This window comes from Streptomyces jeddahensis, from assembly GCF_001642995.1.
Classification (GTDB): Bacteria; Actinomycetota; Actinomycetes; order Streptomycetales; family Streptomycetaceae; genus Streptomyces; species Streptomyces jeddahensis.
In genome coordinates this window covers 1-26781 of sequence record NZ_LOHS01000072.1, presented here as the reverse complement: position 1 = coordinate 26781, position 26781 = coordinate 1, and the positions used below count along the sequence as shown (strand labels likewise).

Genomic DNA, 26781 nt, shown 5'->3' with positions numbered 1-26781 from the left:
ATGATGCGTTCGGGAGCGGTCGGCCCTTCGCAGTGCACAACCCCTCAGCCGCATCCTTGGGTGCCCTGCCCCTGAACTGATCCTCCTGACCGGCGAGTTGAGGAGTGGCATGTCTGCGTTCGGGGGCGTTCCGGCGTTCGGGGGCGGCGGATGGTCGTCGCCGGGGAGCGGAAGTCGCCAGGAGCTGCCCAAACCGCTGCTGGTCGCACTGGTCCTCGTCCACACGCTGTTCGCGTTCACGGTGGTGGGCGGGCTCGGTCTGCTGCTGACCGGCGCATCGCTGGACGCCGTCGACGGCTGGCTGCTCGGTCAGTTGGTGTTCGCGGCGGCGCCGGGCGTGATCGGCTGGGTGCTGGCCCGCCGGTCGTGGACGGGCGGGGTGTGGGTGTGGCGAGGTCTGCTCGCCCTGCAGGCGTGGCTGATCGTCGCCGCGATCGGCAATCTCGGCGACGGCTCCGGGCGCGGCTTCACGCAGCTCTTCTTGCCCATCTTGATTGTCGTGTTCCTGACTCGTCCGGAGAGCCGGGAGTGGTTCCGGCTGCCCGATCGGGACCGGGCGGAGCGCCGTCCGTTCTCGCTCGCCCGGATGATCAAGTGGAGGAACGGCGAGGGCCAGTCGACGCTCGAGTACGTCGGGCTCATCTCGCTGGTCGCCGCGATCATCGTGGCGCTGCTGCTCAGCGGGGTCGGCGGTCGGGTGTCCGACGGGTTCCGTGCGGCGGTGTGCGAGGTCGTGGGCACGAACTGCCCCGCCGGGAACGGTGGCGACGAGGGCACAGTGCAGGCCGGGGACGGCACGGACGAGACGGGCGGTGACGGGGGAGCCGACGGCGGAACCGACGGCGGTACGGACGCGGGGGCCGATGGGGGAACCGACGCGGGTGCGGACGGCGGCACGGACGCCGGCCAGGACCAGGGCGGCCAGGACAACGGCGGCCAGGGCGCCGAGGACGGCGGAACGGCTGACGGTGGCACAGGAAACGGTGGCACCGGGAACGGCGGTACTGGTGACAGCCGATCCGGCGGCTCAGGCTCGGGCGGCCAGACCGGCGGCCAGACCGGCGGCCAGACCGGCGGCCAGACCGCCGGCCAGACCGCCGGCCAGACCGGCGGCGAGGACGGAGGGAACGGATCCGCCTCGCAGGGCACCGACGGCGACTCCGGCGACACCACCAGCGAGGAAGCCCAGTACGACCAGAACACGGCCACCGACGACGGCTCCGGCGACGACGGCGGTGACCAGGGCGGTGACGACGGAGGCGACGACGAGGGCTGTTTCTCCGGCTTCGGTGCCTTCTTCAGCTGCGCGGGCGAAGAGATCAAGCAGGTCGGCCAGGGCCTGTTCGTCGACGGCCTCTGGGGCGAGGTCACCGGCATCTTCGAAACGGTCATGCACCCGGTCGACACCTGGAACGGCCTGAAGGACTACGGCAGTTCGCTGGGCGACCAGTGGTCGGAGGGCTCCAAGGATGCGGGCGAGAAGTGGGAGAGGGGTGACTACCTCGACGCGCTGACCGACTGGGGCGGGGCGTCGGTGGACACCGGGATCACGGTCCTGGACGACATGTTCGTGGGCGACGAGGTCCGCGACCAGTGGGACAACGGCGAGGAGACCCGCGCCGTCAGCGCCGTCATCTGGAACATCGGCTCCCTCGCCATCCCCGGATACGGCGAGGTCAAGCTCGTCCAGAAGCTTGGCAAGGTGGCCAAACTCGGCAAGCTGGGCAAGCTCGCCGACGACGCTGCCGAAGCGGCGGAGAAGGCACGCAAGGCCGCTGAGGCGGGCGATGTGGAGGGCGCGCGCAAGGCCGCGAAGGAGGCCGACGAGGCGGCGGACGAGGCCGAGAAGAATGCCCGTGAGTCCGGCTGCACCATCTCCGCCCCCCGTCTCACCGTTCCGTACGGCGGCGGAGGCCCCGGCCTCACCGGCTCATCCGGCACCGGAACGACGGTCATCGCCGCAGGCGGATCGCCCTCTCCGTACGTCGTCCTCGCCGAGGCGAGCTGCGACGAGGAGGCCAAGAAGCAGGCGGAGGAGGCCCGCCAGCAGGAACGGGATGCCTATCTGGCGAAGAAGCGGGCCGAGGAGCCGGCTCGCGCGGCCGAGGCGGAGAAGAACAAGAAGCAGTACCCGGAGCCCGAGCACGGCGACACCTCCGACCCGCGCAACTACGACCGGTCGGAGTGGACCAAGAGCCTCAACGACCCGCCCCTCGGCTCCGCCGACAACGGCGACGGTTACTGGGCCGGCCGCGACCGCAACCCCAAGCCCGACTGGCCGAACGAGTCCTGGCTCCGCTACCAGGAGCAGGTCACCGGCACCGTACGGGGCAAGGAATACGTCGTCCCACACCCCGACGAGGGCGTGCCGGACGTCGAGTACGACGGATGGGACTCCAGCAGGCAGACGTTCCTGGAAGCCAAGAACGGCTACGACAGCTACCTCTCCCAATCCGAGAAGGGCACGCTGACGAAGTCCGGCAAGGAGAAGTTCGTCGCTGAGGCACAGCGGCAGGTGGACGCGGCCGGCGGCCGTGCCATCGAATGGCACTTCTCCAACCCGGATGTGGCCAAGGCCGCCCGGAAGGCGTTTCGAGAAGAGGGCCTGCCGATCAAGGTCGTCTACACCAAGCAGAAGCCGGCCGACTACCCGAGGAAGCCCGAGGCGTTTGACTAGGGTGGCAGCTGCCGGACAGGTCGGATGAGCGGCGACGGAGGCAGAACATGCGGCGTGTGGTGCGGGGCTTCTGGGGGCCCCGGAAGGAGTCGGCGGAGGCGCTGGCCGGACGGTGGAAGCAGACCCTGGACCGGCTCGCCGACCTGCTTCCGGCGGCCGCTTCCGGGGCTGGGGCGAGCGAGGTGCGCACGTGGCGGCACATCCACGCGTCCGGACCCGCCACCGATCTGCGGTCGGACGAGGCGTCTCTCCTCGGCGCCCTGCGCGCCGTCCAGGAGGCCGACGGATGGACAGACCGTACGGGCACCGGCCTGCGGCTCGTCACCGCGGGCGAGCCGGGCTGGGAGATCGAGGTCAGCGGTCGGGCCGGCGGCACTTCGGAGTCCCTGCTTCAGGCAGTCGTGATCGGCGTCAAGTCGCCGGACGACGCTGACGTCCCCGACGCCGAACTGCTCACCATGGTCGCGGAGGTGTGGGAGCCGGACTTCGGTGGCGTCACCGACGACGATGTGCTCGACGGCCTGGAGGACGACGCCGACTTCGGCCCCGACGAGCCGTCCGTCGGCTGGGTCGGCTACCTCTCCCCTGGGCGGGCAGCGCTGCTGCCCGACGGCATGGCCGCCGCTCGCAAGGAGGTACGCGCGGGGGGAGTACTCCTCGAGATCGCGACACGCGGCGACGTCGACGACGTGGTCCAGGCGAACGTGCGGCTGCGGGACGCCGGAGCACTGGAGCCGCTGCCCCGCCCGATGAACCGGGCCGCGTTGTGAGTGCCCGGGCCGGGGAGGCGTTCGACCTCGGACGGGCCGTGTCCGAAGTCGAGGCGCTGCTGACGGAGCCCGTACCGGCGACCGGGCCGACGGTCGGCGAGGAGGAGCCGGACACCTACGAATGGACCGTGACCAGGGGCGAAGGCTTCGTGATCCTCCCCCTCTGGGAGAGCGGAAGCCTCACAGGGCTCTACGAACCCGAGTGGAACGAAGCGGTGGAGACTGCCGAGGGACATCTGGCCGACCTCGTACGCGAGCTGGACCGACGCTGGGCCGCGCACCGGAGGGTGGCCATGCATGTGCCGCTGTTCCGGAAGCAGGCAGACCAGCCCATGCCGCCACTGTTCCAGGCGCTGTGCGACCACGACGCCTACGGGGATCTGACGGTGTGGGGTCCCGTCCCGGCCGGGGGCGAGGGTGACGCCGACCGGTGGGTCGGGGTCTCGGTCGGCCACAGCGACGGCGACGCACCACTCGTCATGGTGGCCGTCGCCAGCGACCGGCCGATCGTCGAACTGGAGGGGGAGCTGTAAACGGCGCGTGCCTATGCCGAGCGAAGTGGTCGTGAATGCGGCCTGGGGGCCAGGCCGAGACGCCCCTGTCCTCAGCTGTTCGGCTTCTTCGGCTCGATGTTCGCGTTGAGGCGGAACAGGTTTTCCGGGTCGTACGCCGCCTTGACCGCCGCGAGCCGTTCGTAGTTCGGGCCGTAGCCCTCCCGTAGGAGCTGCTCGCCCTCCTCGAGGAAACCGGGGAAGTTCAGGTACATGCCTCCGCCGGAGAACGGGCGCAGCCCGGAGAAGGTGTCGCGCACCCAGGCCACGTTCGCCGCCGAGTCGGCCTCGTCGTCCCAGTTCCCCTCGATCCCGATCAGATAGGGGACGCCCCGGTTGGCGAACGCGGTCTCCTCCTCGCCGACCTGCGCCATCGCGCCGCCCTGGTACCAGACGTCGACGGTCGAGGCCGGGGACGGAGCCGCGGCGGCGTGTTCCACGAGGCGCTCGATCAGCTCGTCGCCGAGCTGCGGCACGTTCAGGGACTTCCAGTAGTAGCGCCCGCCGTCCGGATAGTCCTCGTCCAGGACGGTCTGCGCCTCCACATACGGGAGGGCGCCGCTGAGGTCGCAGATCGGCTTGGTGATCTCCCGGAGCGGCCGGAGCGCCTCCTCGCCGTCCGCCGGGTCACCGGGGAACAGCGCGAGGACCGCCACGAAGGGCGCGCCGTGCGCCTCCGACGGGAACTCCGCGATCTCCGGAACCCGGCCCAGCACCCCGAGCGGACCGACCTGGTCGGGCGCCTCGGACAGGTACCGCTCGCAGGACCGCAGCACCTCCGCGGCACGGTCCACCGGGTAGTACACGTTGCAGAAGAAGACCTCGGGGCCCACGGGATGCAGGCGGTACTCGAACGAGGTCACGACGCCGAAGTTCCCGCCGCCCCCGCGGATCGCCCAGAAGAGGTCGTCGTTCTCGCTCGCACTGGCGGAAAGGACGTTCCCTTGGGCGGTGACGACCGTCGCGGACACGAGGTTGTCGCAGCTCAGGCCGTATATGCGGCGCAGCCAGCCCATGCCCCCGGAGAGCGTGAGACCGGCGACCCCCGTCGCCGACACCACGCCCAGGGGAGCCGCCAGCCCATGGCGCTGGGTCGCCCGGTCGACGTCCGCCAGCGTGCAGCCACCCTGCACGCGCGCCGTCCGCCCCTCGGGGTCGACATCGACCGCCGTCATCCCCGACAGATCGACGACCAGCCCGCCGTCGCACACCGCATGACCGGCCACGCCGTGTCCGCCCCCGCGCACCGCGAGCGGCAGCCGGTTCTCCCGGGCGAAGTCCACCGCGGCGGCCACGTCCTCGTCACCGTCGCACCGCGCCACCAGCGCCGGGCGCCTGTCGATCAGGCCGTTCCAGAGCGTGCGCGCCTCCTCGTAGCCCGGCTCCCCAGGCCGTACGAGCTGCCCGCGCAGCCTCGCGCCGAAGCCGTCCACGAGCGTGTCCGTGAGACCGTCCACCCTCTCAGGATCACGCGCAGCCGGGAGGGACGCCATCCGAGCTCGCTGATCACGGACGTACGGCTGCGTTCCTCGACGGTCTCGTGAAGGACGGGTGGAGGCGGAGACCGTAGCCCGATGAGGTCGGTAACGTGCCCCCTAGGCCGTTGCGTACCGCAAATCCCTTGATTCCGCGATCAGATGACTAGGCTTCAGCTGTGACGGATGGGGGCAAGGCGGCTTTCGAGTCGATTGGTCAAGCGCGTACGCTTCCTTGAGTCTTCAAGCACTGGCTTGGGTCGGGGGGACACGTGTGCCCTGGCCTGGGCCGGTCAGCCGGCAGGACCGACCAAGGAACACGTAAGGAACCCCCCATGGCTGTTCCCCCCACCCATCGCGCCAAGTCCCGCGTCACGCGCCGCGGTCTGATCGGTGCTGCGAGTGCCGTCGCCGCCGGGGCGGTGGTCACTCCCGCCGTCATGGCGGCCACCACCGACTCCGGCGAATCCACCGGTTCCAGCGGCTCGAGCGGCGCCGCGCAGGGCGGCACCACCGTCGAGACGTTCCCCGAGACCCGCTCCACGGCGGCCACCGGCGAGACACCCGTCGAGGCCGCCTTCCCCATCAGCTATGTCGGCGTCCGCTGGAAGGACGCGCGTCCGACGGACGGCGGCTCCATCCGGCTGCGCGGTGCCGACGGTGCGAGCGGGGACTGGAAGTCCCTGAACGGCAACGGCTGTTCGGAGGCGAACGGCGGCTGCCTGCTCGTCCCCGCCGACAACGCGTCCGGGTACGAGGTGAAGGCCCCCGAGGGCGCCACCGGGCTGCGGTCGGTCGCCCTCGACACCAGCAACGGGCCCGATCGCAAGGTCGACGTGCCGTCGGACACCACGCGCGTACGCGGCGTCGCCTACCTGCCGCGGGCGGCCTGGGGCGCCGACGAGTCCAAGCGCTTCAAGCCCGACGGCACGGAGAACACGCCGACCGCGTACTACCCGTTCCAGACCATCACGGTCCACCACACCGCGACGCCCAACCACGACCCGGACCCCGCCGCCACCGTCCGCGCCATCTACGAACTGCACGCGATCACCAACGACTGGGGCGACATCGGCTACCACTTCCTCATCGACGAGGAAGGCCGCATCTACGAGGGCCGCTACTCCGGAGCCGACGGCATCCCCGCCCACGACGGCGAAGGCAAGCTCGTCACCGCCTTCCACGTCGCCGGCTTCAACTCCGGCAACCTCGGCATCGCCCTCCTCGGCAACCTGATGGAGCAGGGCCCGACGGACGCGGCCCGCACCTCGCTCACCCGGCTGGTGCGCGTCCTGTGCCGCTACCACGGCCTCGACCCGCAGGCACGGCTCACCTACACGAACCCCATCACCGGCACGCAGAAGGAGGTCCAGTCCATCAGCGGCCACCGCGACTGGATGGTGACCGAGTGCCCCGGCGAGGTCATGTACGCGGAGCTGGTGCGGGTGCGGGAGGCCGTGGCCTCGCGCCGCTTCTGAGCGTCCGGACGTGAGCCTTTGGGCGTGGTCCCGCGAACGGGACTGATTGGGACCGGGGTTGGGTCCCCGGGCCCATGCCCTGCGCGGTGCGTGAACGTACCGTCGCTTCATGTCGTGGACCGATGACGGGGGAATGGCCTCCACGCCCGCCGTCGCGGGCCCCGCGCGTATGCCGCGGGCGCTCGCGACGGCCCTCATGCTGCTCGTCGTCCTCTTCGTCCTGAGCGTGCTGCCCGCACTGGGTGTGCTGCTGGCGGCACCGGTCGACGGCGCGGTGCTGGGCGCACTGCTGTACGCCATCGCGCCCGGCACGGCCGGGATGCTCCTCGCCCGCCGGATGTGGGCGGGCGGACCCTGGACGGGCCGGGCGCTGGTCGGCGTACAGGTCTGGCTGGCCCTGGAGGCCCTCGGGACCATGGCCCAGGGAAGCGGCCGGGGCCTCACACAACTCCTGCTGCCCGTCACCCTGATCGTGCTGCTGACGCGGCCCGCGTCCCGCGCGTGGTTCCGGTTGCCCGAGCCGGCGCGCGAGAACCGGCCGGAGTTCAGCCTGCCGCGCATGCTCAAGTGGCGGCACAGCGACGAGGGGCAGAGCGCGGCCGAGTATGTCGGGCTGGTGGTCGTCGTGGCCGCGATCATCATCGCTCTGCTGGTCAGCGGCGTGGGGCCGCAGATAGCCGGCGGATTCCAGGCCGCGGTCTGCAAGGTCACGGGTACGTCGTGTCCGGCCGACTCGGGCGGCCGGGACGGCAGTTCGGACGTCCGCGCCGGTGATGACGGGGGAGCCACGGCTGGCGGCGGGAACGGGGGTTCCGCCGCCGGGGGTTCCGCCACCGGAGGCTCCGGCGGCTCTGGTGGCTCTGGTACTTCTGGCGGCTCCGGCGATTCCGGCAGCGCATCGGGCGGCACCGACGACGGCAACGGCTCCGGATCCACCGGCGACACCCAGTCCGGCGACGGCGACAACGCCGGCGACGGCGGCGGAGGCGGCGGCGGAGGCAGCGACGAGCAGAAGGACGACGGCTGCTTCTCCGGCTTCGGCTCCTTCTTCGGCTGCGCCGCGAAAGAGACCGGCGGCTTCGTCAAGGGCGTGGTCGTGGACGGCGTCGGCGGCGACATCGTCGACGCCGTCGACGCCGTCATCCACCCCATCGACACCGTCACCGGCACGGTCACCGGCCTGTGGAACTACGGCAAGGACATCGTCGTATCGGAGGTGGACGGGTACGTCGACAAGTGGCGCAAGGGCGACTACGCGGGCATCGTCACGCAGGCCCTGACCTTCAACCTCCGCAACACGGGGAGGATGATCGACGACTTCATCATCACCGACGGCGTCAGCGACGCCTGGAACCGCGGTGACTACGGCGAGGCCGTCGGCCTGACCCTGTGGAACGGCGGCTCGTACTTCATCCCTGGCTACGGCGAGGCCAAGCTCGGCAACCTCCTGCTGAAGCTCAACAAGGTGAACAAGGTCTCCAAGGTCGTGAAGGCCGTCGAGAAGGCGGCCGAGGCGGCCGAGAGGGCCCGCAAGGCGGCCAGGGCGGGCGACCTCAAGGGCGCCGAGAAGGCTGCGGACGAGGCACAGAAGGCGGCAGACGAGGCGGCCGACACGGCCCGGAAGAGCGGCTGCGTCGTGGCGGCACCGCGCGCTCGGGTCCCGTACGGCGGCGGCGAGTACGGGCGAGAACCGGCGCCGGCGGGCCCCTCGGGCGGCATCGTCTCCGCGTCGTACACGACCGGTGTCCCGGGCACCGCGAGCGCCCCGACGACCCCCGCCGTCCACTCGGCGAACGCACCCTCCGTCCTCCAGGTGGAGGAGAAGTGCGACGTCGCGAAGCAGAAGGACGCACGCGACGCGCAGCAGCAGGCGCTCGAAGCGAGGGCCGAGGCGGCGAAGGCAGCCCTGCGGGAGCGAGGCTCCTCGGTGCCGGACGACCAGATCGACGGCCTCGTCAACCGCGCCAAGGACAACCCCGACCCGAGCAAGGGCGAGATCGGCAAGAAGGACGCGGCCGACGCGCTCGACGACATCACCGACCTCTCCCGCCGCAAGAACGTCGACGGCGACGCGGCAGCCGCGCTCGAGGGCAAGGTCGCGAACGCGTCCGACGCCAACAAGCTCGCCGAGGCCCGCGCCGAGGTGAACGCCGTACGGCGCGCCGCCGACGACGCGGCCCCCGGCAGCCAGGTGGACGCCGGAGTCGGCAGCAAGATGAACCGCAAGGAGGCCGACCTCGGCAACGGCGAGAAGGTCAACCTCGACGAGATCCCGGACGCCGACGTGGTCTACAAGGACAAGAACGGCATCGTGCACGTCAAGGAGGTCAAGAACGCCGGCTCGGCCACACGCAAGGCCGACTTCGCCAACCAGGTGGAGCGGCTCAAGAAGTGGGCGAGCAAGGAGCCGGGCCGCAAGGCCACCGTCGAGATCGAGACGACGGACCGCTGGACGCAGATCTTCAGCGAGTTCAAGCAGGCCCGGAACGGGAAGCCGGCGAAGGACACCCGGACGGCGGCCGGCGAGATGGCTAGGAACGGCGTGGACGTGAAGGTGGCCGGCCAGGGCCTGTCCGCCGACGAGCTGGGCAGCATGCAGCGCGCCATCGACGAGCGGACGAAGAACGGCACGATGGACTGGACGAAGATGAAGGACCCGGAGAGCGCCAAGGCGTATCTGGGCATCAAGTGAACGAGCGCGTACAGGACGACCATGAGTGAGCAGGACGCGGAGCGCAGCGAGGAGACGTGGGACCCGGGGGTGGCGCGCTGGCACAGTGCCGACGGCGACTACGTCCTGCCCCGCGTCCTGCGCGAGCTGCCCGAGCCCTGGAACGGGGTCGGAGCCGACTGGCCCAGGATCGCCCGACTGCCGCGCACCGACGAGCGGTTGGCTGAGGCGCGCCGCGTACTGTCCGCGCTCCTCGACGACCCGGAGGCGGCACCGTACGTACCGCAGCCTCCGTCGCCCGGCCTGCTCCGGCACGCATGGGAGGAGTTCCAGCGTCAGGTCGCGGCCAGGATGCCGCGTACGGACCTGGTGACCTGGGCCGGTGTGGACGGCCTGGTACTGGAGGGCCGCGAGCGGGACGGGCTGTACCCGCTGCAGCGGCACGTCCTCGACCACGTCGAGGTCGTGATGCTCGACCTGATCGCGTGGCTGCGCGACGACATCGCCGACTCGGTACTCCGCTGGCTGGCCCTCGACCCCGCCCCGGGGCGCTTCGCCGGCTGGGCGGTCGGTCTGGCCGAGCGCTGTGTGGTGGCGGACATCGGCGCCGACTCGGCGATCGAACTGCTGGGTGCGATCGGCGACGCGGACGCCGTCGCCGCCCTGCGGCGCCTGGCCGACAAGACGGACACCCCGGCGAGCTGGGAGAACGCGGACGCCGCCCTGGGGATGCTCGCCGAACTGGAGGACCGGGGAACGTGACGCGGTCCTCGGGACCCGGTCCTAGGACAGCCGGGTGCTCTCCTCCACGGTCACCCGTGCGCCGGGCCGCAGCCCCCACCCCGCCATCGTCCCGGCGTCCGACTCCAGTACGTGCCGGGCCCTGAGGCGGGGAAGGGTGAGGCGGCCCGGCTTCACGGTCTGGACGCTCAGGACGTTCAGGTGGCGGTCCAGGCAGGCCACGTCGATCGCGAACCGCATGCGGAAGGTGTGGATGTTGTTCGCGGGAGACAGCAGGATCGCGCCGTCGATCCCGTCGCGCCCGAGGAGGCCGCGGGTCCGGGCGCGGAAGGAGGTCGCCAGCTCCAACGGGACCGTGACGGCGGAGCCTTCGGCTTCTTCCCCGTGGCCTTCTCCGTGACCGTCCGCGTGTACGACCAGCTTCGCCCGGCCGTCGCGCCAGCGCCCCATCGCCCGCCCCCTGTCCGTCGTCCTTAGACCTTCGACTGTCGTTCGACGCCGCCCCGACCGTATCCGCACCACAGTGGGTCCTGTCATGGGCCCAGGGGCCCATGCCGCTCGGGTCGCGGGCGCATAGGGTCCACGGCGTGTATCAGCTGCTGATCGCCGTGGCCGCCGCGTGGGGCGCCGCAACCGGGGCCCTGCTGCCCCGCGCCGCCTACCGGCTCGCCGTCGAACCCGAGGAGCCGTGGCGCGGCGACTGCCCCGCCGGGCATCCCCTCACCGGGCCGCTCGGCGGCTGGGTGGGCCGCGCGCGGTGCGCCGACGGAACCGCGTACGGGCCGCGTACCGCCCTCGTCGCCTCCGTCACCGCGCTGGTGTGCGCGCTGCTCGCCGCCGCCACCGGGCCCCGCCCCGAACTCGGGGTCTGGCTGCTCGCCGCACCCTTCGCCGTGCTGCTCGCCCTCACCGACTACGCCGTGCACCGGCTGCCCGACGTGCTCACCCTGCCCCTCGCCGCCGCTGCCGCGCTGCTGCTGGGGCTCGCCGCGCTGCTGCCGGGCAGCGCGGGATCCTGGCCCACGGCGCTGCTCGGCGCGCTCGTGCTCGGCGGCGCGTACTTCGCGCTCTTCCTGATCAACCCCGCCGGCATGGGGTTCGGCGACGTCAAACTGGCCGTCGGCCTCGGCGCGGCCCTCGGCTGGTACGGCTGGACGGTCCTGTTCACGGGTGCCTTCGCGGGGCTGCTGTTCGGTGCCGTCTACGGGGTGGCGCTGGTGGCGCTGCGCAGGGCCGGGCGGAAGTCGGCGATCCCGCTCGGGCCGTTCATGATCGGCGGGGCGTTCGTGGGACTGCTGCTGGGAGGGCTCGCGGCGGGGTGAGCCCGGCCGCGTCATTCGGTCCCGGCCGCGTAATTCGGTCGCGGGTGGCCGCACCCCGTTGGGACGATCACCCCATGGACAGGTTTGAGGAGCTCGTCGCGGAGGCCGAGGCCGCTCCGGTCGAGGGATGGGACTTCTCCTGGTTCGAGGGCCGGGCCACGGAGGAGCGGCCCTCATGGGGGTACGCGCGTGCGATGGGCGAGCGCATGGCGCGGGCCTCTGCCGCGCTGGACATCCAGACCGGGGGAGGAGAGGTCCTCGCGTCCGTCCCGAAGCTTCCGCCGGTGACCGCCGCCACCGAGGGCTGGCCGCCCAACCTCGCCAAGGCCACCGCACTGCTGCGCCCGCGCGGCGCGGTCGTCGTGGCAGCGCCCGAGGACGCGCCGCTGCCGTTCGCGGACGAGGCGTTCGACCTGGTGGTGAGCCGGCACCCGGTGCGTGCGCACTGGGACGAGATCGCGCGGGTGCTGCAGCCGGGCGGCACGTACCTCTCGCAGGAGGTCGGTCCCGCAAGTGTGTTCGAGGTTGTGGAGTACTTCCTCGGGTCGCAGCCGGAGGACGTGCGTAACGGGCGGCATCCCGACGCGGCGCGGGCCGCGGCCGAGGCGGCGGGTCTCGAGGTCGTCGACCTGCGCTCGGAGCGGCTGCGGATGGAGTTCCACGACGTCGGGGCCGTCGTCCACTTCCTGCGGAAGGTCGTGTGGATGGTGCCGGGGTTCACCGTCGAGCAGTACCGGACGCGGCTGCGCGAGCTGCACGAGCAGATCGAGTCGGAGGGCCCGTTCCTGGCCCACAGCACCCGCTTCCTCATCGAGGCCTGCAAGCCGGCCTGAGTGCGGCGAAGCGGGCGCAAACCGTCGCTGAACAACTCCGGAGAGTAGTTGTCGCGCGCCAATGCACGCAGCATCACTCACGAAGGGTTATGGTGGAAGCCCCCCCTCGGGCCGGTCCGTCTCCCCCCCACGGACCGGCCCGTTTCTCTTCACCCGGCGGAAGCCGCGCGGCTGTGACGAACCCGGCTGTGACGAACCCTGTGCCCGAGTCGACATACTCCGGCGGTAGGGTGTCGCCCTCGGGGACTGTCGTAACGCTGCACGGCCACACGGAGGGACTGACCACACGTGAACTTGCGTGACCTGGTGTACGGACTTTACGCACGCCGGGTGGAAGGCCGTCTGGACCACGACCAGGTCCCGAAGCACATCGGGGTCATCCTGGACGGCAACCGCCGCTGGGCTAAGGCGTCCGGCGGTACGACCGCGCAGGGACACCGCGCCGGGGCCGACAAGATCGCCGAGTTCCTCGGCTGGTGCGCCGAGACGGACGTCGAGGTCGTCACCCTGTGGATGCTGTCCACCGACAACCTCGCCCGTCCCGAGGAGGAGCTCATCCCGCTGCTCGGCATCATCGAGGACGCGGTGCGCGACCTCGCAGCCGACGGCCGCTGGCGCGTCCACCACGTCGGCACGCTCGACCTGCTGCCCGCCGGCACCCAGTCCGTCCTGAAGGAGGCCGAGCAGGCCACCCAGGGCAACACGGGGATACTCGTCAACGTCGCCGTCGGCTACGGCGGCCGCCAGGAGATCGCCGACGCCGTCCGCTCCCTCCTCCTGGACCACGCCCAGAAGGGCACCACCTTCGAGGAGCTCGCGGAGCTCGTCGACATCGACGTCATCTCCGAGCACCTCTACACGCGCGGCCAGCCCGACCCGGACCTGGTCATCCGCACCAGCGGCGAGCAGCGCCTGTCGGGCTTCATGCTGTGGCAGTCGGCCCACTCCGAGTACTACTTCTGTGAGGTCTTCTGGCCGGCCTTCCGCAAGGTCGACTTCCTCCGTGCCCTGCGCGACTACGCGGCCCGGCACCGGCGTTACGGCGGATAGCCCTCAGGCCCCTGGGTCACGAGTAACGCAGAGTTCACCAACGCGCCGTCATATGCCATTGCATGGCTGCGCGTGTTCGAGGGAATAAGCCTTCCAGGTCGACGCCCGTGTACGTGGGCGTCGTATCTCAGCGGGCGGCACGGGGCCGTCCGCCCGGGAGGCCCTTTGCACCAGGACGACCGCGCGGGGAGCATCTTCTCCGTCGGAGAGCCGGAGGGCCGGCGCTCGGCCCGCGCATCGCGGCCGGGACCGGTCCCGATCCTTTTCGTCGCTCCCCGACCTCATCCGAGGGGGTACGTCCTTCCGTGGTGACCAGCACAAAGCGCCCCAAGCCAGACCGGCGCACCTACGTTCTCGACACCAGCGTCCTGCTGGCCGACCCGAACGCCCTGTCCCGCTTCGACGAGCACGAGGTCGTGCTGCCCGTCGTGGTGGTCACGGAACTCGAGGCCAAGAGGCACCATCCGGAGCTCGGTTACTTCGCCAGGCAGGCCCTGCGCCTGCTCGACGACTACCGGGTGAAGTACGGCCGCCTCGACGCCCCGATCCCGATCGGGGACCTCGGCGGGACCGTCCGGGTCGAGCTGAACCACTCCGACCCGACCGTGCTCCCGGCCGGCTACCGCCTGGGGGACAACGACTCCCGGATCCTCGCGGTGGCCCGCAACCTCCAGGCCGAGGGCTGCGACGTCACGGTCGTGTCGAAGGACCTGCCGCTGCGCATCAAGGCGTCGTCGGTGGGCCTGCTCGCCGAGGAGTACCGTGCCGAGCTCGCCATCACGGACTCCGGCTGGACCGGAATGTCCGAACTCACCCTTTCGGGAGAGCAGGTGGACCTCCTCTTCGAAGAGGAGAACCTGTACGTCCCGGAGGCGGCCGAGATGCCGGTGCACACGGGTCTGGTGATCCACTCGGAGCGGGGCAAGGCGCTGGGGCGCGTCACCCCCGAGGGCAACGTCCGTCTCGTACGCGGCGATCGGGAGGCCTTCGGCATCAAGGGGCGCAGCGCCGAGCAGCGCATCGCGCTGGATCTGCTGCTCGACCCGGACGTCGGGATCGTGTCGATGGGCGGCCGGGCCGGCACCGGCAAGTCGGCGCTTGCGCTGTGTGCGGGGCTCGAGGCCGTGCTGGAGCGCAGGCAGCACCAGAAGGTGATGGTCTTCCGGCCGCTGTACGCGGTGGGTGGGCAGGAGCTCGGCTATCTGCCCGGCACCGAGGCCGAGAAGATGAGCCCCTGGGCGCAGGCGGTCTTCGACACGCTGTCCGCGGTGACGAGCCGCGAGGTCATCGAGGAGGTGACGGCCCGCGGGATGCTGGAGGTGCTGCCGCTCACCCACATCCGCGGCCGGTCCCTGCACGACGCCTTCGTGATCGTCGACGAGGCGCAGTCGCTGGAACGGAACGTCCTGCTGACCGTTCTGTCCCGAATCGGGGCGAACTCCCGTGTCGTACTGACCCATGACGTGGCCCAGCGCGACAATCTGCGGGTCGGCCGGTACGACGGAGTCGTCGCCGTCGTCGAGAAGCTGAAGGGCCATCCGCTCTTCGCGCACGTCACGCTCACCCGGTCCGAGCGCTCGCAGATTGCGGCACTTGTGACCGAAATGCTGGAGGACGGGCAGATCTGACCCGTCCGTACCGGACCGTCCCGCTCGTCCAATGAGTGGCGGTTACGCGGGAGTTGGCGCCGTCTGGCAAAGGCGTAGAGCCTAGCCGGGCGGCGCCTTGGCGTCTGCGCTTTTCCGGAAAACTCCTGGGACAAACGGCGTGTGAGCTTTCACACGCAACTCGGAATTGCCTTGCGGCGTCCTGCTACGGCAGTGTGTGGGTCCTGTCAGGCCCCGCATACGACACTTGTGTCCCGCCGCACCATTGGCGCAACAGAACTACATAGAGGCCGTCGTATGCCGCCCGAGCACCACGCGGCGCTCCCCGCAGGGGAGTTGCCCACCGGGCCCGTGTCTCCCGTGACCCGTCGTTGGGAGGCCAGTGCCAGGGGCACGATTGCGTCCGCGAGGGTCACCCGCAAGCGGGCGATGCTGGAAGGAAACCGTGTGAGCCGGATTTCGGTCCGGGGATTCGCTGTGGCATCCGCCACCGCGGTCACCACTGTTGGCGCCGTCGTGGGCGTTGCCTCGGGCAGCACCCAGCAGCCCTCGAACGACTTCGAGGCAACGGCAGGCGACGCGACCCTCCTCGCAGACATACCGGCGGGCCAGCAGGCCCAGGTGCAGACCGCCTCGCTGACGCAGCAGGCCGACGCACAGGCCATCGCCGCCGACGCCGCCGCGAAGAAGTCCGCCGAGGAAGCGGCCCGCAAGCAGGCCGCCGAGGACGCGATCGCCAAGCAGAAGGCCGCGGAGAAGGCCGAGCAGGAGGCCAAGGAGCGCAAGGAGGCGGAAGAAGCGGCCAGCCGCAGCGCGGCGCGCGACGCCTCCAGCTTCGGGGTCCAGAGCTCCTACACCGTCGCCGAGATCCAGGCGATGGCGCGGCAGATGGTCGCCGCCAACCAGTGGACGTGCTTCAGCAACATCGTGGATCACGAGTCCAGCTGGAACTACAAGGCCGTAAACCCCTCCTCCGGCGCCTACGGTCTCTTCCAGGCGCTGCCCGGCTCCAAGATGGCGTCCGCCGGCGCCGACTGGCAGACCAACCCCGCCACGCAGATCAAGTGGGGCCTGAACTACATGAACGACCGCTACGGCAGCCCCTGTGGCGCCTGGGACTTCTGGCAGGCCAACCGCTGGTATTAGGCGCTCCGCTGGGTGTGCCGATGTGCGGCGCCGCCGCGGCCGCCGCTCAACCTTCCGAAGCCCCTCGCCGTCCTACGGTGAGGGGCTTCCGGCATGTACGGTCGGAGCGGACGACCCGGGGGGAGTGGTGGGGACAAACGGGGGGAAGAGGACGGATATGTCGCGAGTGCCAGGGTGGCTGGACCGGCTCGGCGCCGGACTGAGCCGTATGGGGGAGCGGCTGGCCGAACGCCGTGCCCAGGCCGAGAAGGAGGACGCGGACGACGGGTTGCCCCCGCTGGGCGGCGAGCCCTCCGATCCGGGCCCCGGCCATGACGTACCGACCCCCTCCGGCGGCCAGGACTCCGGCCCGGCCGCGGTCCCGCAGCGGACGCCCGTCGCCCCCGGCGTCGTCTCCCGGCCCCGGCCCGATCCCGCGGCCGCCGTGCCCTGGGGCGTGCGTGTCGCAGCCGAGGTCGGCTGGCGGGTCCTCGTTCTCGCGGGGACGCTCTGGGTGCTGATGCGGGTGATCAGCGCCGTTCAGCTCGTGGTGCTGGCGTTCGCCGCCGCCCTGCTGATCACCGCACTGCTGCAGCCCACCGTGGCGCGACTGCGTAGGCACGGCGTGCCCCGCGGCCCCGCGACCGCGCTCACCGCGATCCTCGGCTTCGTCGTGATGGGCCTCGTGGGCTGGTTCGTCGCCTGGCAGGTCATGGAGAACATCGACAACCTGTCCGACCAGATCCAGGACGGCATCGACGAGCTCAGGAACTGGCTGCTCAACAGCCCGTTCCATGTGACGGAGAAACAGATCAACGAGATCGCCGCGAACCTGCGCGAGGCGATCGGTGCGAACACAGACGCGATCACCTCCGCGGGCCTTGAGGGCGTCACGGTCGTTGTCGAGGCGCTGACCGGCATCCTGCTGACGATGTTCTCGACGCTGTTCCTGCTCTACGACGGGCGGCGCATCTGGGAGTGGACGCTCAAGCTGGTCCCCTCGCCCGCCCGGCCCGGTGTCGCGGGTGCGGGGCCGCGGGCGTGGCGGACGCTGACGGCGTATGTGCGCGGCACGGTGGTCGTCGCCCTGATCGACGCGATCTTCATCGGGCTCGGCATCTACTTCCTCGATGTGCCGATGGCCGTGCCGCTGGCCGTCTTCATCTTCTTGTTCGCGTTCATCCCGCTGGTGGGTGCCGTGATCTCGGGTGCGCTGGCGGTGGTGGTCGCGCTGGTGACCCAGGGCGTCTTCACGGCCGTCATGACGCTGGTGGTGGTGCTGGCCGTTCAGCAGATCGAGGGCCACATTCTGCAGCCGTTCATCCTGGGGCGCGCCGTGCGGGTGCATCCGCTCGCCGTCGTCCTGTCGGTCTCCGCGGGCGGGCTGGTGGCGGGGATCGGAGGAGCGGTCGTGGCTGTGCCGCTTGTCGCGGTGACCAATACGGTGGTCGGCTACCTGAATGCGTACGACCGCGGGCGCGCGGGGTTGAGGCATTCGCCGCCGCCGCATGGGTCCACTGCCATGGAGATGGCGCCGGTGGAGAGACCGCCGTCGGGTGGCTGAGAACAGTCCTCAAGCGCCGGACGGGCTGATTTTCAGCCCGTCCGGCGCTTGAGGACGAGGCGGCGAAGCCGCCGATTCAGGAGGCGGGCCTACTCGGCCAGCACCGCCTCCGCATCCAGCGTCGTGCCGACCGCCTGGATCACCGCCGCGATCTTGAACGCCTCCTGGATCGTCTCGCGGTCGACGCCCGCCTTGCGGAGCACCTGCTCGTGCGAGTCGAGGCACTGCCCGCAGCCGTTGATCGCGGACACCGCGAGCGACCAGAGCTCGAAGTCGACCTTCTCCACACCCGGGTTGCCGATGACGTTCATCCGCAGGCCGGCGCGCAGCGTCCCGTACTCCGGGTCGGAGAGCAGGTGGCGCGTGCGGTAGAAGACGTTATTCATCGCCATGATGGCGGCGGCCGACTTGGCCGCGGTGTACGCCTCGGGCGAGAGGTTCGCCTTCGCCTCGGGCTCGAGCTCGCGCAGGACGCGGGGGGAACGGGACGCGATCGCGCACGCGAGCACCGTGCCCCACAGCTGCTGCTGCGGCAGATCCGAGTTGCCGATCACCGAACCGAGGTTCAGGCGCAGGTCCTTGGCGTAGTCCGGTACGGCGGACTTCAGTTCGTCGAGAGCCATGTCAGTTCAGACCGCTTTCGTTCACTCGCCGGCGAGGAGCTTGACCGGGTCGAGGGTCTCCTCGCCCTGCTTCCAGTTGCAGGGGCACAGCTCGTCGGTCTGCAGCGCGTCGAGGACCCGCAGGACCTCCTTGGGGTTACGGCCGACGGAGCCCGCGGTCACCATGGTGAACTGGATCTCGTTGTTCGGGTCGACGATGAAGACCGCGCGCTGCGCGAAGCCGTCCTCGCCCTCGACGCCGCAGTCGCGCATCAGCTCGTGCTTCGAGTCGGCGAGCATCGGGAAGGGCAGGTCACGCAGGTCGGCGTGGTCCTTGCGCCAGGCGTGGTGCACGAACTCCGAGTCGCCCGAGACGCCGAGGATCTGGGCGTCGCGGTCGGCGAACTCGTCGTTCAGCTTGCCGAAGGCCGCGATCTCGGTGGGGCACACGAAGGTGAAGTCCTTCGGCCAGAAGAACACCACGCGCCACTTGCCCTCGTAGGACTTGTGGTTGATCTGCTCGAACTCCTTGCCGCTCTCCAGCGACACACAGGCAGTCAGGTCGTACGTGGGGAACTGGTCACCGACAGTGAGCACGCGCTCTCCTTGCAGCAAAAGGGAATCCCGCTGACGGGATTTCCATGGGTTGGACTGATCACGAGGGTGGCACACGCTGCATTGATTAGTGAAATAGCTAGACTCGGTCAGGTTGATTGGCGGCGGCTATCAGTCGCGGTGAGTAACCGATGGCGGTGGACGATGCGGGACGAGAAAGAGTGGGCGGTGACAGTCCGTGCAGGGTGGTGAGCGACAGGTGAACAAGCGGAGTGCGGTGGTGCCGGGCGGCGGACGGGCCCGTCAGCCCACCCTTGCGCAGCTGCGTGCCTTCGCCGCCGTGGCAGAGCATCTTCACTTCCGCGACGCGGCCGCCGCCATCGGCATGAGCCAGCCCGCGCTGTCCGGCGCCGTCTCGGCGCTGGAGGAGGCCCTCGACGTACAACTCCTGGAGCGGACGACGCGCAAGGTGCTCCTGTCGCCCGCGGGGGAGCGGCTCGCCACGCGGGCGAAGGCCGTGCTGGCCGAGGTCGGGGCGCTGATCGAGGAGGCCGAGGCGCTCCGTGCGCCCTTCACGGGCGAGCTCCGGCTCGGTGTGATCCCGACCGTGGCCCCGTATCTGCTGCCGACCGTGCTCCGGCTGCTCCACGACAGGTATCCGGATCTCGATCTCCAGGTGCACGAGGAGCAGACCGCGTCCCTGCTGGACGGGCTCGCTGCCGGGCGGCTCGATCTACTGCTGCTGGCCGTGCCGCTCGGCGTCCCCGGCGTCACCGAGCTGCCGCTGTTCGACGAGGACTTCGTGCTGGTCACGCCGCTCGACCACTGGCTCGGCGGGCGCGAGGGCATTCCGCGCGATGCTCTGCGGGAGCTGAAGCTGCTGCTGCTCGACGAGGGGCACTGCCTGCGGGACCAGGCCCTCGAGATCTGCCGGGAGGCGGGCCGCGACGACGCCCCGGTGACGACGACGGCGGCCGGTCTTTCGACGCTCGTCCAGCTCGTCGCGGGCGGTGTGGGCGTGACCCTGCTGCCGCGCACCGCCGTGAAGGTGGAGACCAGCCGCAGCAACCAGCTGCTCACCGGGTACTTCGCCGAGCCCGCGCCCAGCCGCCGCATCGCGCTGGCGATGCGGACCGGAGCGGCGCGGAGCGCGGAGTACGAGGAGCTTGCCGCCGCCCTGCGGGAGGCGTTGCGGCCGCTGCCCGTGCGGGTGCTCTGACCCGCAGGGACGGCGCCGGCCGCGGACTGCTCGCGTTTCGGAAGGATCTTCGCGTGGGCGGCATTCGTGATGCTGTGGGTTACTTGTGAGCCGCTCGGACGCAACCTTCGGGGCGTTCTGCTCGTCGGTTCCCATGGGGACAGGTGCTGATTCTCACGTCCGGAAAAGACCGGATCGAGGGACCTTTGCCCCAGGGTGCGGTGTTAGCTTTCGAAGCTGACTTGGCCTGTATGCCCGTGAGGCCGCTGATGCGTCTGCTGATGCGGTTGCCGGACATACGAGAACGAAGCGGAGCGTTACGGACCCATGGGACGAGCGGAAGAGCGACGAGCGCGGCAGCGCGGTGCGCGCCGGGCGGCGCGCATGCGCTCGTCCGGCGCTGAGCGCGGGGTGATACGCCGCCTCTTCACCTGGAAGAAGATCCTCGGCACGTTCTTCGGGCTCTGCCTGCTGGGCATGGGTGCCTTCGTCGTGCTGTTCATGGTCATCGACGTTCCCGCGTCGGGCAACGAGGACGCGAGGATCCAGAGCAACATCTACCGGTACAGCGATGGCTCGATCCTGGCCCGCGACGGTGCCCTCAACCGCGAGGTCGTGGACCTCGACAAGGTCCCCAGGGAGGTGCAGCGGACCTTCGTCGCCGCCGAGAACAAGACGTTCTACAGCGACAGCGGCGTGGACCTGAAGGGCACGGCCCGAGGTCTGATCAACACGCTCTCGGGCAAGGGCAAGCAGGGTGGTTCGACGATCACGCAGCAGTACGTCAAGAACTACTACCTCACCCAGGACCAGACGGTCAGCCGCAAGCTCAAAGAGCTGATCATCTCGCTCAAGGTGGACCAGCAGATGTCCAAGAACGACATCCTGGCCGGGTACATCAACACCAGCTACTACGGCCGCGGCGCCTACGGCATCCAGGCCGCGGCCCAGGCGTACTACGGCATCGACGCCGAGGACCTGAACGTGGCGCAGGGCGCGTACCTCGCGGCGCTGCTGCAGGCCCCGAACCAGTACGACTGGGCGGTCGCGTCGGCCGAGGGCAAGAAGCTCGCCGAGCAGCGCTGGAACTACGTGCTGAACAACATGGTCGAGATGCACTGGCTGGGCGCCTCCGAGCGCCAGGGCCTGAAGTTCCCCGTCCCGGACGCGCCCAAGGCGGCACCGGGCCTTGAGGGGCAGACCGGCTATCTGGTGGGCGCGGCCAAGGAGGCGCTGGAGAAGCAGCTCGTCTCCGACGGCACCGCCGCCGACCTGGACGAGGCCAAGGCGGTGGTCGACGCCGGCGGCTGGACCATCACGCTCAACATCGACCCGAAGAAGCAGAAGCTCCTCGAGCAGGCCGTCAAGAAGAAGCTCACCAGCAAGCTCGACCCCAAGGAGCGCGACGTCGACGCGGACGTGCAGGCCGGAGCCGCGTCCGTCGACCCGAAGACCGGCAAGGTCCTCGCGATGTACGGCGGCGTCGACTACGTGAAGCACTACCAGAACAACGCCACCCGCCGTGACTACCAGGTCGCCTCGACCTTCAAGCCGCTGATCCTCGCGGCCGCGCTGGAGAACGACTCCACGACGCAGGACGGCCAGCCGATCACCGCGTCCACCGTCTACGACGGCACGAGCGAGCGTCCCGTCGTGGACGGCGGCAAGAAGGTCGGGTTCGCGCCGCCGAACGAGGACGACGTCAACTACGGCGACGTCACCGTGCAGACCGCTATGAACAAGTCCATCAACTCCGTCTTCGCACAGATGGGCGTCGACGTCGGGATGGACGAGGTCATGAAGACCGCGGGCGAGCTGGGCATGGACGTCGACGGCCTGCAGGCCGTGCCCGCGCAGACCCTCGGCTCCATGGGCGCGAGCCCGCTGGAGATGGCCGGGGTCTACGCGACGCTCGACAACCACGGCAAGAAGGTCACCCCGGCGATCGTGAAGTCCGCCGAGCACAAGGACCGCGAGGTCGACTTCCCGAACCCGATCGGCGAGCAGGTGATCAGCCGCGAGGCCGCCGACTCCGTGACCTCCGTGCTCACCGGCGTGGTCGACGACGGTACGGCCCGGCTCTCGGTGCGCGAGGCCCCGAACCGCGACGGCCAGCAGGTCGCGGGCAAGACAGGTACGTCCGACAACAACAAGTCGGCCTGGTTCACCGGCTACACGCCGAAGCTCGTCACGTCCGTCGGACTGTTCGGCGAGGGCGCCGTGGGCACCAAGAACGAGAGCAAGCAGGTCTCGCTGAAGGGCACGGCAGGTGGCGGCCGGGTCAACGGTGGTGGCTTCCCGGCCGAGATCTGGGCCGCGTACACCTTCGGTGCGATGGGGTCGACGAGCGAGTTCGACCTCGATACGGACATGGGGGCGGGCGTCACGCCGACCGTCGAGCCGACGCCCACCGTCACGGAGATGCCGTCGGACACGCCGTCGGCGCCGGAGACCAGTGCGGCGCCGTCTACCGAGGCGCCTACGAGTGAGGCGCCTACGGAGGCGCCGACCGTTGAGCCTTCGGATGGGGCGACGACTGAGCAGCCGACTCCTACGGCGACCAGGCCGACGTTTGGGATTCCGGAGCAGACCGGGTCCGCGCGGGATGGGGGCGGCTGACGCCTCGTAGTCGCCGTAGGGCGCCCGGAGCCCATGGGGTTCCGGGCGCCCTACGTTTGCCTGCGGCACCCCTACGAGTAATGCCACCCGCCGTCGTGGGTTGTGCCCACCCGTTCCGCCATGCGGAACGATTGCCCACAACGGTAGGGACGTGCCTGCCCGCAACGGTGGGAACGATTGCCCATAACGGTTAACTGCCGTTTACTCGGTTTGCGATTCGGTCGCCCAACTCCTTGTCGATGTTGCGCCAGTACTGGAAGGCGCGGTCGAGGATGGGGCGGGAGACGCCGGCGGTGAGGTGGGCGCTGACGTTGGACACCAGGCGCTCGCGGGCCGCGTCGTCCAGGACCTCCCTGACCATCGTGCCCGGCTGGCGCCAGTCGTCGTCCTCGCGGTGCAGCTTGTACGCCTCGCGGACCATCTCGCCGGCCGCGTGCCAGCCCGCGGGTTCGCCGAAGGTCCCCACGTCGGCGGCCGGGCCGCCGTACGAGTTGGGCGCGTACACGGCGCCGGTGTTCGCCGGCTCGTACCGCATGGGGCCGTCCTTCGCGTACGAGTTGACGGGCGACCGCGGACGGTTCGGCGGGAGCTGCGCGTAGTTGGGGCCGATCCGGTAGCGGTGGGTGTCCGGGTACGAGAAGAGCCGGCCGAGCAGCATCTTGTCCGGGGACGGGCCGATGCCCGGCACCATGTTCGAGGGCTCGAAGGCGGCCTGCTCGATGTGGACGAAGAAATCATCCGGGTTCTTGTTGAGGGTCATCCGGCCGACCTCGATCAGCGGGTAGTCGCCGTGCGGCCACACCTTGGTCAGGTCGAACGGGTTGAAGCGGTAGTCCGGCGCGTCCTCGAAGGGCATGACCTGCACGTGCATCGTCCACGACGGGGCGTTGCCGGAGGCGATCGAGTCGAACAGGTCCCGGCGGTGGATGTCGCCGTCCGTGCCTGCGAGTTCGTCGGCCTCGGACTGGGTGAGGAAGTCGATGCCCTGGTCGGTCTTGATGTGGTACTTGACCCAGAACTTCTCGCCGCCGCCGTTGACCCACATATAGGTGTGGGAGCTGTAGCCGTTCATGTTGCGGTACGTCTTCGGGATGCCGCGGTCGCCCATCAGCCACGTCACCATGTGCGCGGACTCGGGGGACAGCGTCCAGAAGTCCCACTGCATGTTGTTGTCGCGCAGGCCGTTGTCGGGGCGGCGCTTCTGGGAGCGGATGAAGTCCTGGAACTTCTGGGGGTCGCGCACGAAGAAGACCGGCGTGTTGTTGCCGACCAGGTCGTAGTTCCCGTACTCCGTGTAGAACTTCAGCGCGAAGCCGCGCGGGTCGCGCCACGTGTCGGGCGAGCCCTGCTCCCCGGCGACCGTCGAGAAGCGTGCCAGCATCTCCGTCCGCTTCCCCGGCTGGAAGAGGTCGGCCTTGGTGAACTGGCTGATGTCGTTGGTGACTTCGAAGACTCCGTACGCACCCGATCCCTTGGCGTGCACCACCCGCTCGGGAACCCGTTCGCGGTTGAACTGGGCCATCTTCTCGATGAGGTAGTGGTCCTGGAGGAGGATCGGGCCGGTATCGCCGACCGTGAGCGAGTGCTCGTCGCTCTCCACCGGTATTCCGGCGTTGGTGGTGGTGTACGGGACCTTCCGTACTGCTTCGGTCACGAGCGTCCTCCCGTCGTGCATTTGGGATAGATCAGGTCGCTTCGCCCACCACAGCAGTCAACTCCGCCACCACGACGTCGGCAACATTTGGACCGGGTCCAAGCCTGAAACTCGTACGAAAGTCCCGGGTGGCCGCCGCGAGGCCCCCGGGACATGGACGTCCCAGAAGTACCGCGGTGCCTCAGCCCGACGCACGTGTCGGCAGCTCGAACCAGACCACCTTCCCTGTGCTCAGCCGGGTCGCACCCCAGCGGCGGGCCATCTTGTTGACCAGGAAGAGCCCGCGCCCGCCCTCGTCCGTGGCCCGCGCCTGACGCAGCCGCGGCAGCTGGGGCACGTCGTCGCCGACCTCGCAGCGCAGCATGTCGGTGCGCAGCAGGCGCAGCGTGACCGGCCGTGACGTGTAGCGCACGGCGTTGGTGACGACCTCGCTGACCAGCAGTTCCACCGAGTCCGTCAGCTCTTCCAGGTCCCAGCGGGCCAGCGCCTTGCGGGCCAGCCGGCGGGCCCTGCGCGGAGCCGCGTCCTCGGGGTCGAGGTTCCAGTACGCGACGTCGCTCGGCGCGATCCCGTTGAAGCGGGCGGCGAGCAGCGCGATGTCGTCGTCCCGGTCGCCCGGACCGAGCATGTCGAGGACCTCGTCGCACAGCGCCTCCAGCGGCGGCGGGTGGTCCGGCCCTGTCAGCTGCGCGGTCGCGGAGAGGCGCTCGCGCAGCTGCTCTATGCCGGTCCACACGTCGCGCAGCCGGGACTCGACGAGACCGTCCGTGTACAGCAGGAGCGTGGCCCCGGCGGGTGCGTCGAGTTCGACGGCCTCGAAATCGACGCCGCCCACGCCGATCGGCGCGCCCGCGGGCACCCGCAGCACCTCCGCGCGCCCGCCGAGGTGCAGCAGGACCGGCGGGGGATGGCCCGCGTTGGCGATGGTGATGCGGTGCGTCACCGGGTCGTAGACCGCGTACAGGCAGGTCGCCATGCGGTCCGTGCCGAGCCGCTGCGCCTGCTCGTCGAGGTGGTGCAGCACCTCTTGCGGGGGCAGGTCCAGGCCGGCCAGGGTCTGCGCGGTCGTCCGCAGCTGGCCCATGATCGCCGCCGAGGTCATGGAGTGGCCCATGACGTCGCCGACGACGAGGGCGACGCGGTTGCCGGGCAGCGGGATCGCGTCGTACCAGTCGCCGCCGACGCGGGCCGTCTCGGCCGCGGGCAGGTAGCGCGACGCGAGCCGCACGCCGTGCGGCTGGGGCAGCGACTCGGGCAGCATCGTGCGCTGCAGCTCGTCCGCGATGTACGCCTCGCGGTCGTACAGCACCGCCTTGTCGATGCCGAGCGCGCTGTGCGTGGCCAGCTGGGCGGCGACCAGCAGGTCCTCTGTTTCGAACGCCGGCCGGTCGGCACGGCGCAGGAAGACCGCGGCACCGATGACGCGCCGGCGGCCGCGCAGCGGCGCGAGGATCGTGTGCTGCCCGCCGGGCCCCCGCCGCTCCACGCCCAGCAGTTCGGGCAACGCGCCCAGCGCGGTGGGCGTGTCCGCGAAGACGGGGCGTACGCCGCGGAGCACCTCGGCGAGCGGACCGCCCGGCAGCACCTCGCACAGGTCGGTCGCCGCGAAGTCGGGCTGCAGCTGCAGCCCGAGAAGCAGCCCGGGCAGGCCGCCCTCGGTGTCCGCGTCCTCGGTCCCGTCCTCGATCCGCCGCAGCCGGTCGGTGCGCCGCAGCCGCAGGACCAGGGGCCCGGAAGGCCGCTCGTCGCCGACCGGCAGCGGGTCGCGCAGATACACCAGGATCGCGTCGGAGAACGTCGGCACGGTGGCCCGGCACAGTCCCATCACGATCTCGTCGAGGTCCATGCCGCGGGCGATACGCCGGGTCGCGGCCCCGACGAACCGCAGCCGGTCGCCGTCGCGCTGCATCGCGGCCGGGCCGAGGGAGGGCGAGGGCACCCCGGACACGGGGCGCGCCCCCGCCTCGCCCGGGCGGTGCCCGGCCTCGGCGATCGCCCTCGCATCGGCCCACTGCGCACTCTCGCCGCCCCGCGGCGGCGGAGCGCCCTGCGGCGCCGGACGCGGCCGGTGCGGGTCGGGCTCGGCCGCCTGGGGCTGGGAGTGCTCAGCGCCGGCGCTGCCCACAGGGCCGGCGGGTCCGGCAGGGCCGCCGGGGCCGGCAGAGCCGACGGGAGCGGCTGGTCCGCCGGGGCCGGCAGAGCGGCCGGGACCGGCAGGGCCGGCGCTGCCCACAGGACCGCCGGGATGGGCAGGGCCCCCGGGACCGGCAGGCCCCCCGGGCCCGGCGG

Annotated in this window: 20 protein-coding genes; 14 read left to right on the top strand and 6 right to left on the bottom strand. The window is 70.6% G+C overall.

The genetic code is table 11. From position 1 onward, the window contains the following. The first annotated feature begins 109 nt into the window (after window positions 1-109). Genes STSP_RS13570 through STSP_RS13560 form a run of 3 tightly spaced genes read left to right on the top strand, consistent with a single transcriptional unit; the run spans window position 110 to window position 3980 of the window. Entirely contained in the window at window positions 110-2677 is a 2568-nt protein-coding gene (locus tag STSP_RS13570) for a Tox-REase-5 domain-containing protein (RefSeq protein WP_067276678.1), read from the top strand. 47 nt (window positions 2678-2724) lie between these two features. Further along, window positions 2725-3447, top strand: coding sequence for an Imm52 family immunity protein (locus STSP_RS13565; RefSeq protein ID WP_067276676.1), 723 nt, complete (start codon window positions 2725-2727; stop codon window positions 3445-3447). Next, the gene (locus tag STSP_RS13560) at window positions 3444-3980 is read left to right on the top strand and encodes a hypothetical protein (protein ID WP_067276674.1); all 537 of its coding nucleotides are present in this window, start codon (window positions 3444-3446) and stop codon (window positions 3978-3980) included. Before STSP_RS13565 ends, STSP_RS13560 begins: the two co-directional genes overlap by 4 nt. A gap of 71 nt (window positions 3981-4051) precedes the next feature. On the opposite strand, the gene STSP_RS13555 is transcribed toward STSP_RS13560, so the two are convergent. Beyond that, window positions 4052-5455, bottom strand: coding sequence for an FAD-binding oxidoreductase (locus tag STSP_RS13555; RefSeq protein WP_232789623.1), 1404 nt, complete (start codon window positions 5453-5455; stop codon window positions 4052-4054). Window positions 5456-5808: 353 nt separating this feature from the next. Between STSP_RS13555 and STSP_RS13550 the strand changes: the two genes are divergently transcribed. From STSP_RS13550 to STSP_RS13540, 3 genes are all read left to right on the top strand, one after another. Next, window positions 5809-6951 (top strand): peptidoglycan recognition protein family protein, encoded by a 1143-nt coding sequence (locus STSP_RS13550; protein WP_067276668.1) that lies wholly within the window; start codon window positions 5809-5811, stop codon window positions 6949-6951. A 109-nt stretch (window positions 6952-7060) separates the two neighbouring features. Further along, window positions 7061-9643 (top strand): hypothetical protein, encoded by a 2583-nt coding sequence (locus STSP_RS39145; protein WP_157902830.1) that lies wholly within the window; start codon window positions 7061-7063, stop codon window positions 9641-9643. 21 nt (window positions 9644-9664) lie between these two features. Continuing rightward, on the top strand, window positions 9665-10384 hold the full coding sequence (locus tag STSP_RS13540; protein ID WP_067276660.1) for a hypothetical protein: 720 nt from the start codon (window positions 9665-9667) through the stop codon (window positions 10382-10384). Window positions 10385-10405: 21 nt separating this feature from the next. Here STSP_RS13540 and STSP_RS13535 read toward each other — a convergent pair whose 3' ends face one another. Continuing rightward, entirely contained in the window at window positions 10406-10813 is a 408-nt protein-coding gene (locus STSP_RS13535; RefSeq protein WP_067276657.1) for a DUF192 domain-containing protein, read from the bottom strand. 137 nt (window positions 10814-10950) lie between these two features. On the opposite strand from STSP_RS13535, the gene STSP_RS13530 reads away from it, so the two are divergent. The 6 genes from STSP_RS13530 (at window position 10951) to STSP_RS13505 (ending at window position 17864) form a co-directional block, all read left to right on the top strand. Beyond that, window positions 10951-11685, top strand: a complete 735-nt coding sequence (locus STSP_RS13530) for a prepilin peptidase (RefSeq protein ID WP_107441283.1) — start codon at window positions 10951-10953, stop codon at window positions 11683-11685. 74 nt (window positions 11686-11759) lie between these two features. Continuing rightward, the gene (locus STSP_RS13525) at window positions 11760-12518 is read left to right on the top strand and encodes a class I SAM-dependent methyltransferase (protein WP_067276653.1); all 759 of its coding nucleotides are present in this window, start codon (window positions 11760-11762) and stop codon (window positions 12516-12518) included. Window positions 12519-12806: 288 nt separating this feature from the next. Next, window positions 12807-13568: an isoprenyl transferase gene (locus STSP_RS13520; RefSeq protein ID WP_067276650.1), complete on the top strand. Its 762-nt coding sequence runs from the start codon at window positions 12807-12809 to the stop codon at window positions 13566-13568. 305 nt (window positions 13569-13873) lie between these two features. Next, on the top strand, window positions 13874-15196 hold the full coding sequence (locus tag STSP_RS13515) for a PhoH family protein (RefSeq protein WP_067276649.1): 1323 nt from the start codon (window positions 13874-13876) through the stop codon (window positions 15194-15196). 426 nt (window positions 15197-15622) lie between these two features. Further along, complete coding sequence (locus STSP_RS13510) at window positions 15623-16321, top strand: aggregation-promoting factor C-terminal-like domain-containing protein (RefSeq protein WP_067276647.1); 699 nt, start codon at window positions 15623-15625, stop codon at window positions 16319-16321. Window positions 16322-16478: 157 nt separating this feature from the next. Then, on the top strand, window positions 16479-17864 hold the full coding sequence (locus STSP_RS13505; RefSeq protein ID WP_067276644.1) for an AI-2E family transporter: 1386 nt from the start codon (window positions 16479-16481) through the stop codon (window positions 17862-17864). A gap of 89 nt (window positions 17865-17953) precedes the next feature. On the opposite strand, the gene STSP_RS13500 is transcribed toward STSP_RS13505, so the two are convergent. Both STSP_RS13500 and STSP_RS13495 read right to left on the bottom strand, forming a co-directional pair. Further along, window positions 17954-18487 carry an alkyl hydroperoxide reductase gene (locus tag STSP_RS13500; protein ID WP_067276643.1) on the bottom strand — a complete coding sequence of 178 codons (534 nt, stop codon included), beginning with the start codon at window positions 18485-18487 and terminating at the stop codon, window positions 17954-17956. A gap of 21 nt (window positions 18488-18508) precedes the next feature. After that, window positions 18509-19063 carry a peroxiredoxin gene (locus STSP_RS13495; RefSeq protein WP_067276640.1) on the bottom strand — a complete coding sequence of 185 codons (555 nt, stop codon included), beginning with the start codon at window positions 19061-19063 and terminating at the stop codon, window positions 18509-18511. Between the two features lie 235 nt (window positions 19064-19298). On the opposite strand from STSP_RS13495, the gene STSP_RS13490 reads away from it, so the two are divergent. Then, complete coding sequence (locus STSP_RS13490) at window positions 19299-20240, top strand: LysR substrate-binding domain-containing protein (RefSeq protein WP_408646288.1); 942 nt, start codon at window positions 19299-19301, stop codon at window positions 20238-20240. A gap of 306 nt (window positions 20241-20546) precedes the next feature. Further along, entirely contained in the window at window positions 20547-22838 is a 2292-nt protein-coding gene (locus tag STSP_RS13485) for a transglycosylase domain-containing protein (protein ID WP_067276637.1), read from the top strand. A gap of 190 nt (window positions 22839-23028) precedes the next feature. Here STSP_RS13485 and STSP_RS13480 read toward each other — a convergent pair whose 3' ends face one another. Beyond that, a complete protein-coding gene (locus tag STSP_RS13480; RefSeq protein ID WP_067276634.1) occupies window positions 23029-24492 on the bottom strand; it encodes a catalase in 1464 nt (487 codons plus the stop codon). Between the two features lie 181 nt (window positions 24493-24673). Beyond that, window positions 24674-26725, bottom strand: a complete 2052-nt coding sequence (locus tag STSP_RS13475) for a SpoIIE family protein phosphatase (RefSeq protein ID WP_078067149.1) — start codon at window positions 26723-26725, stop codon at window positions 24674-24676. Window positions 26726-26781 lie beyond the last annotated feature (56 nt).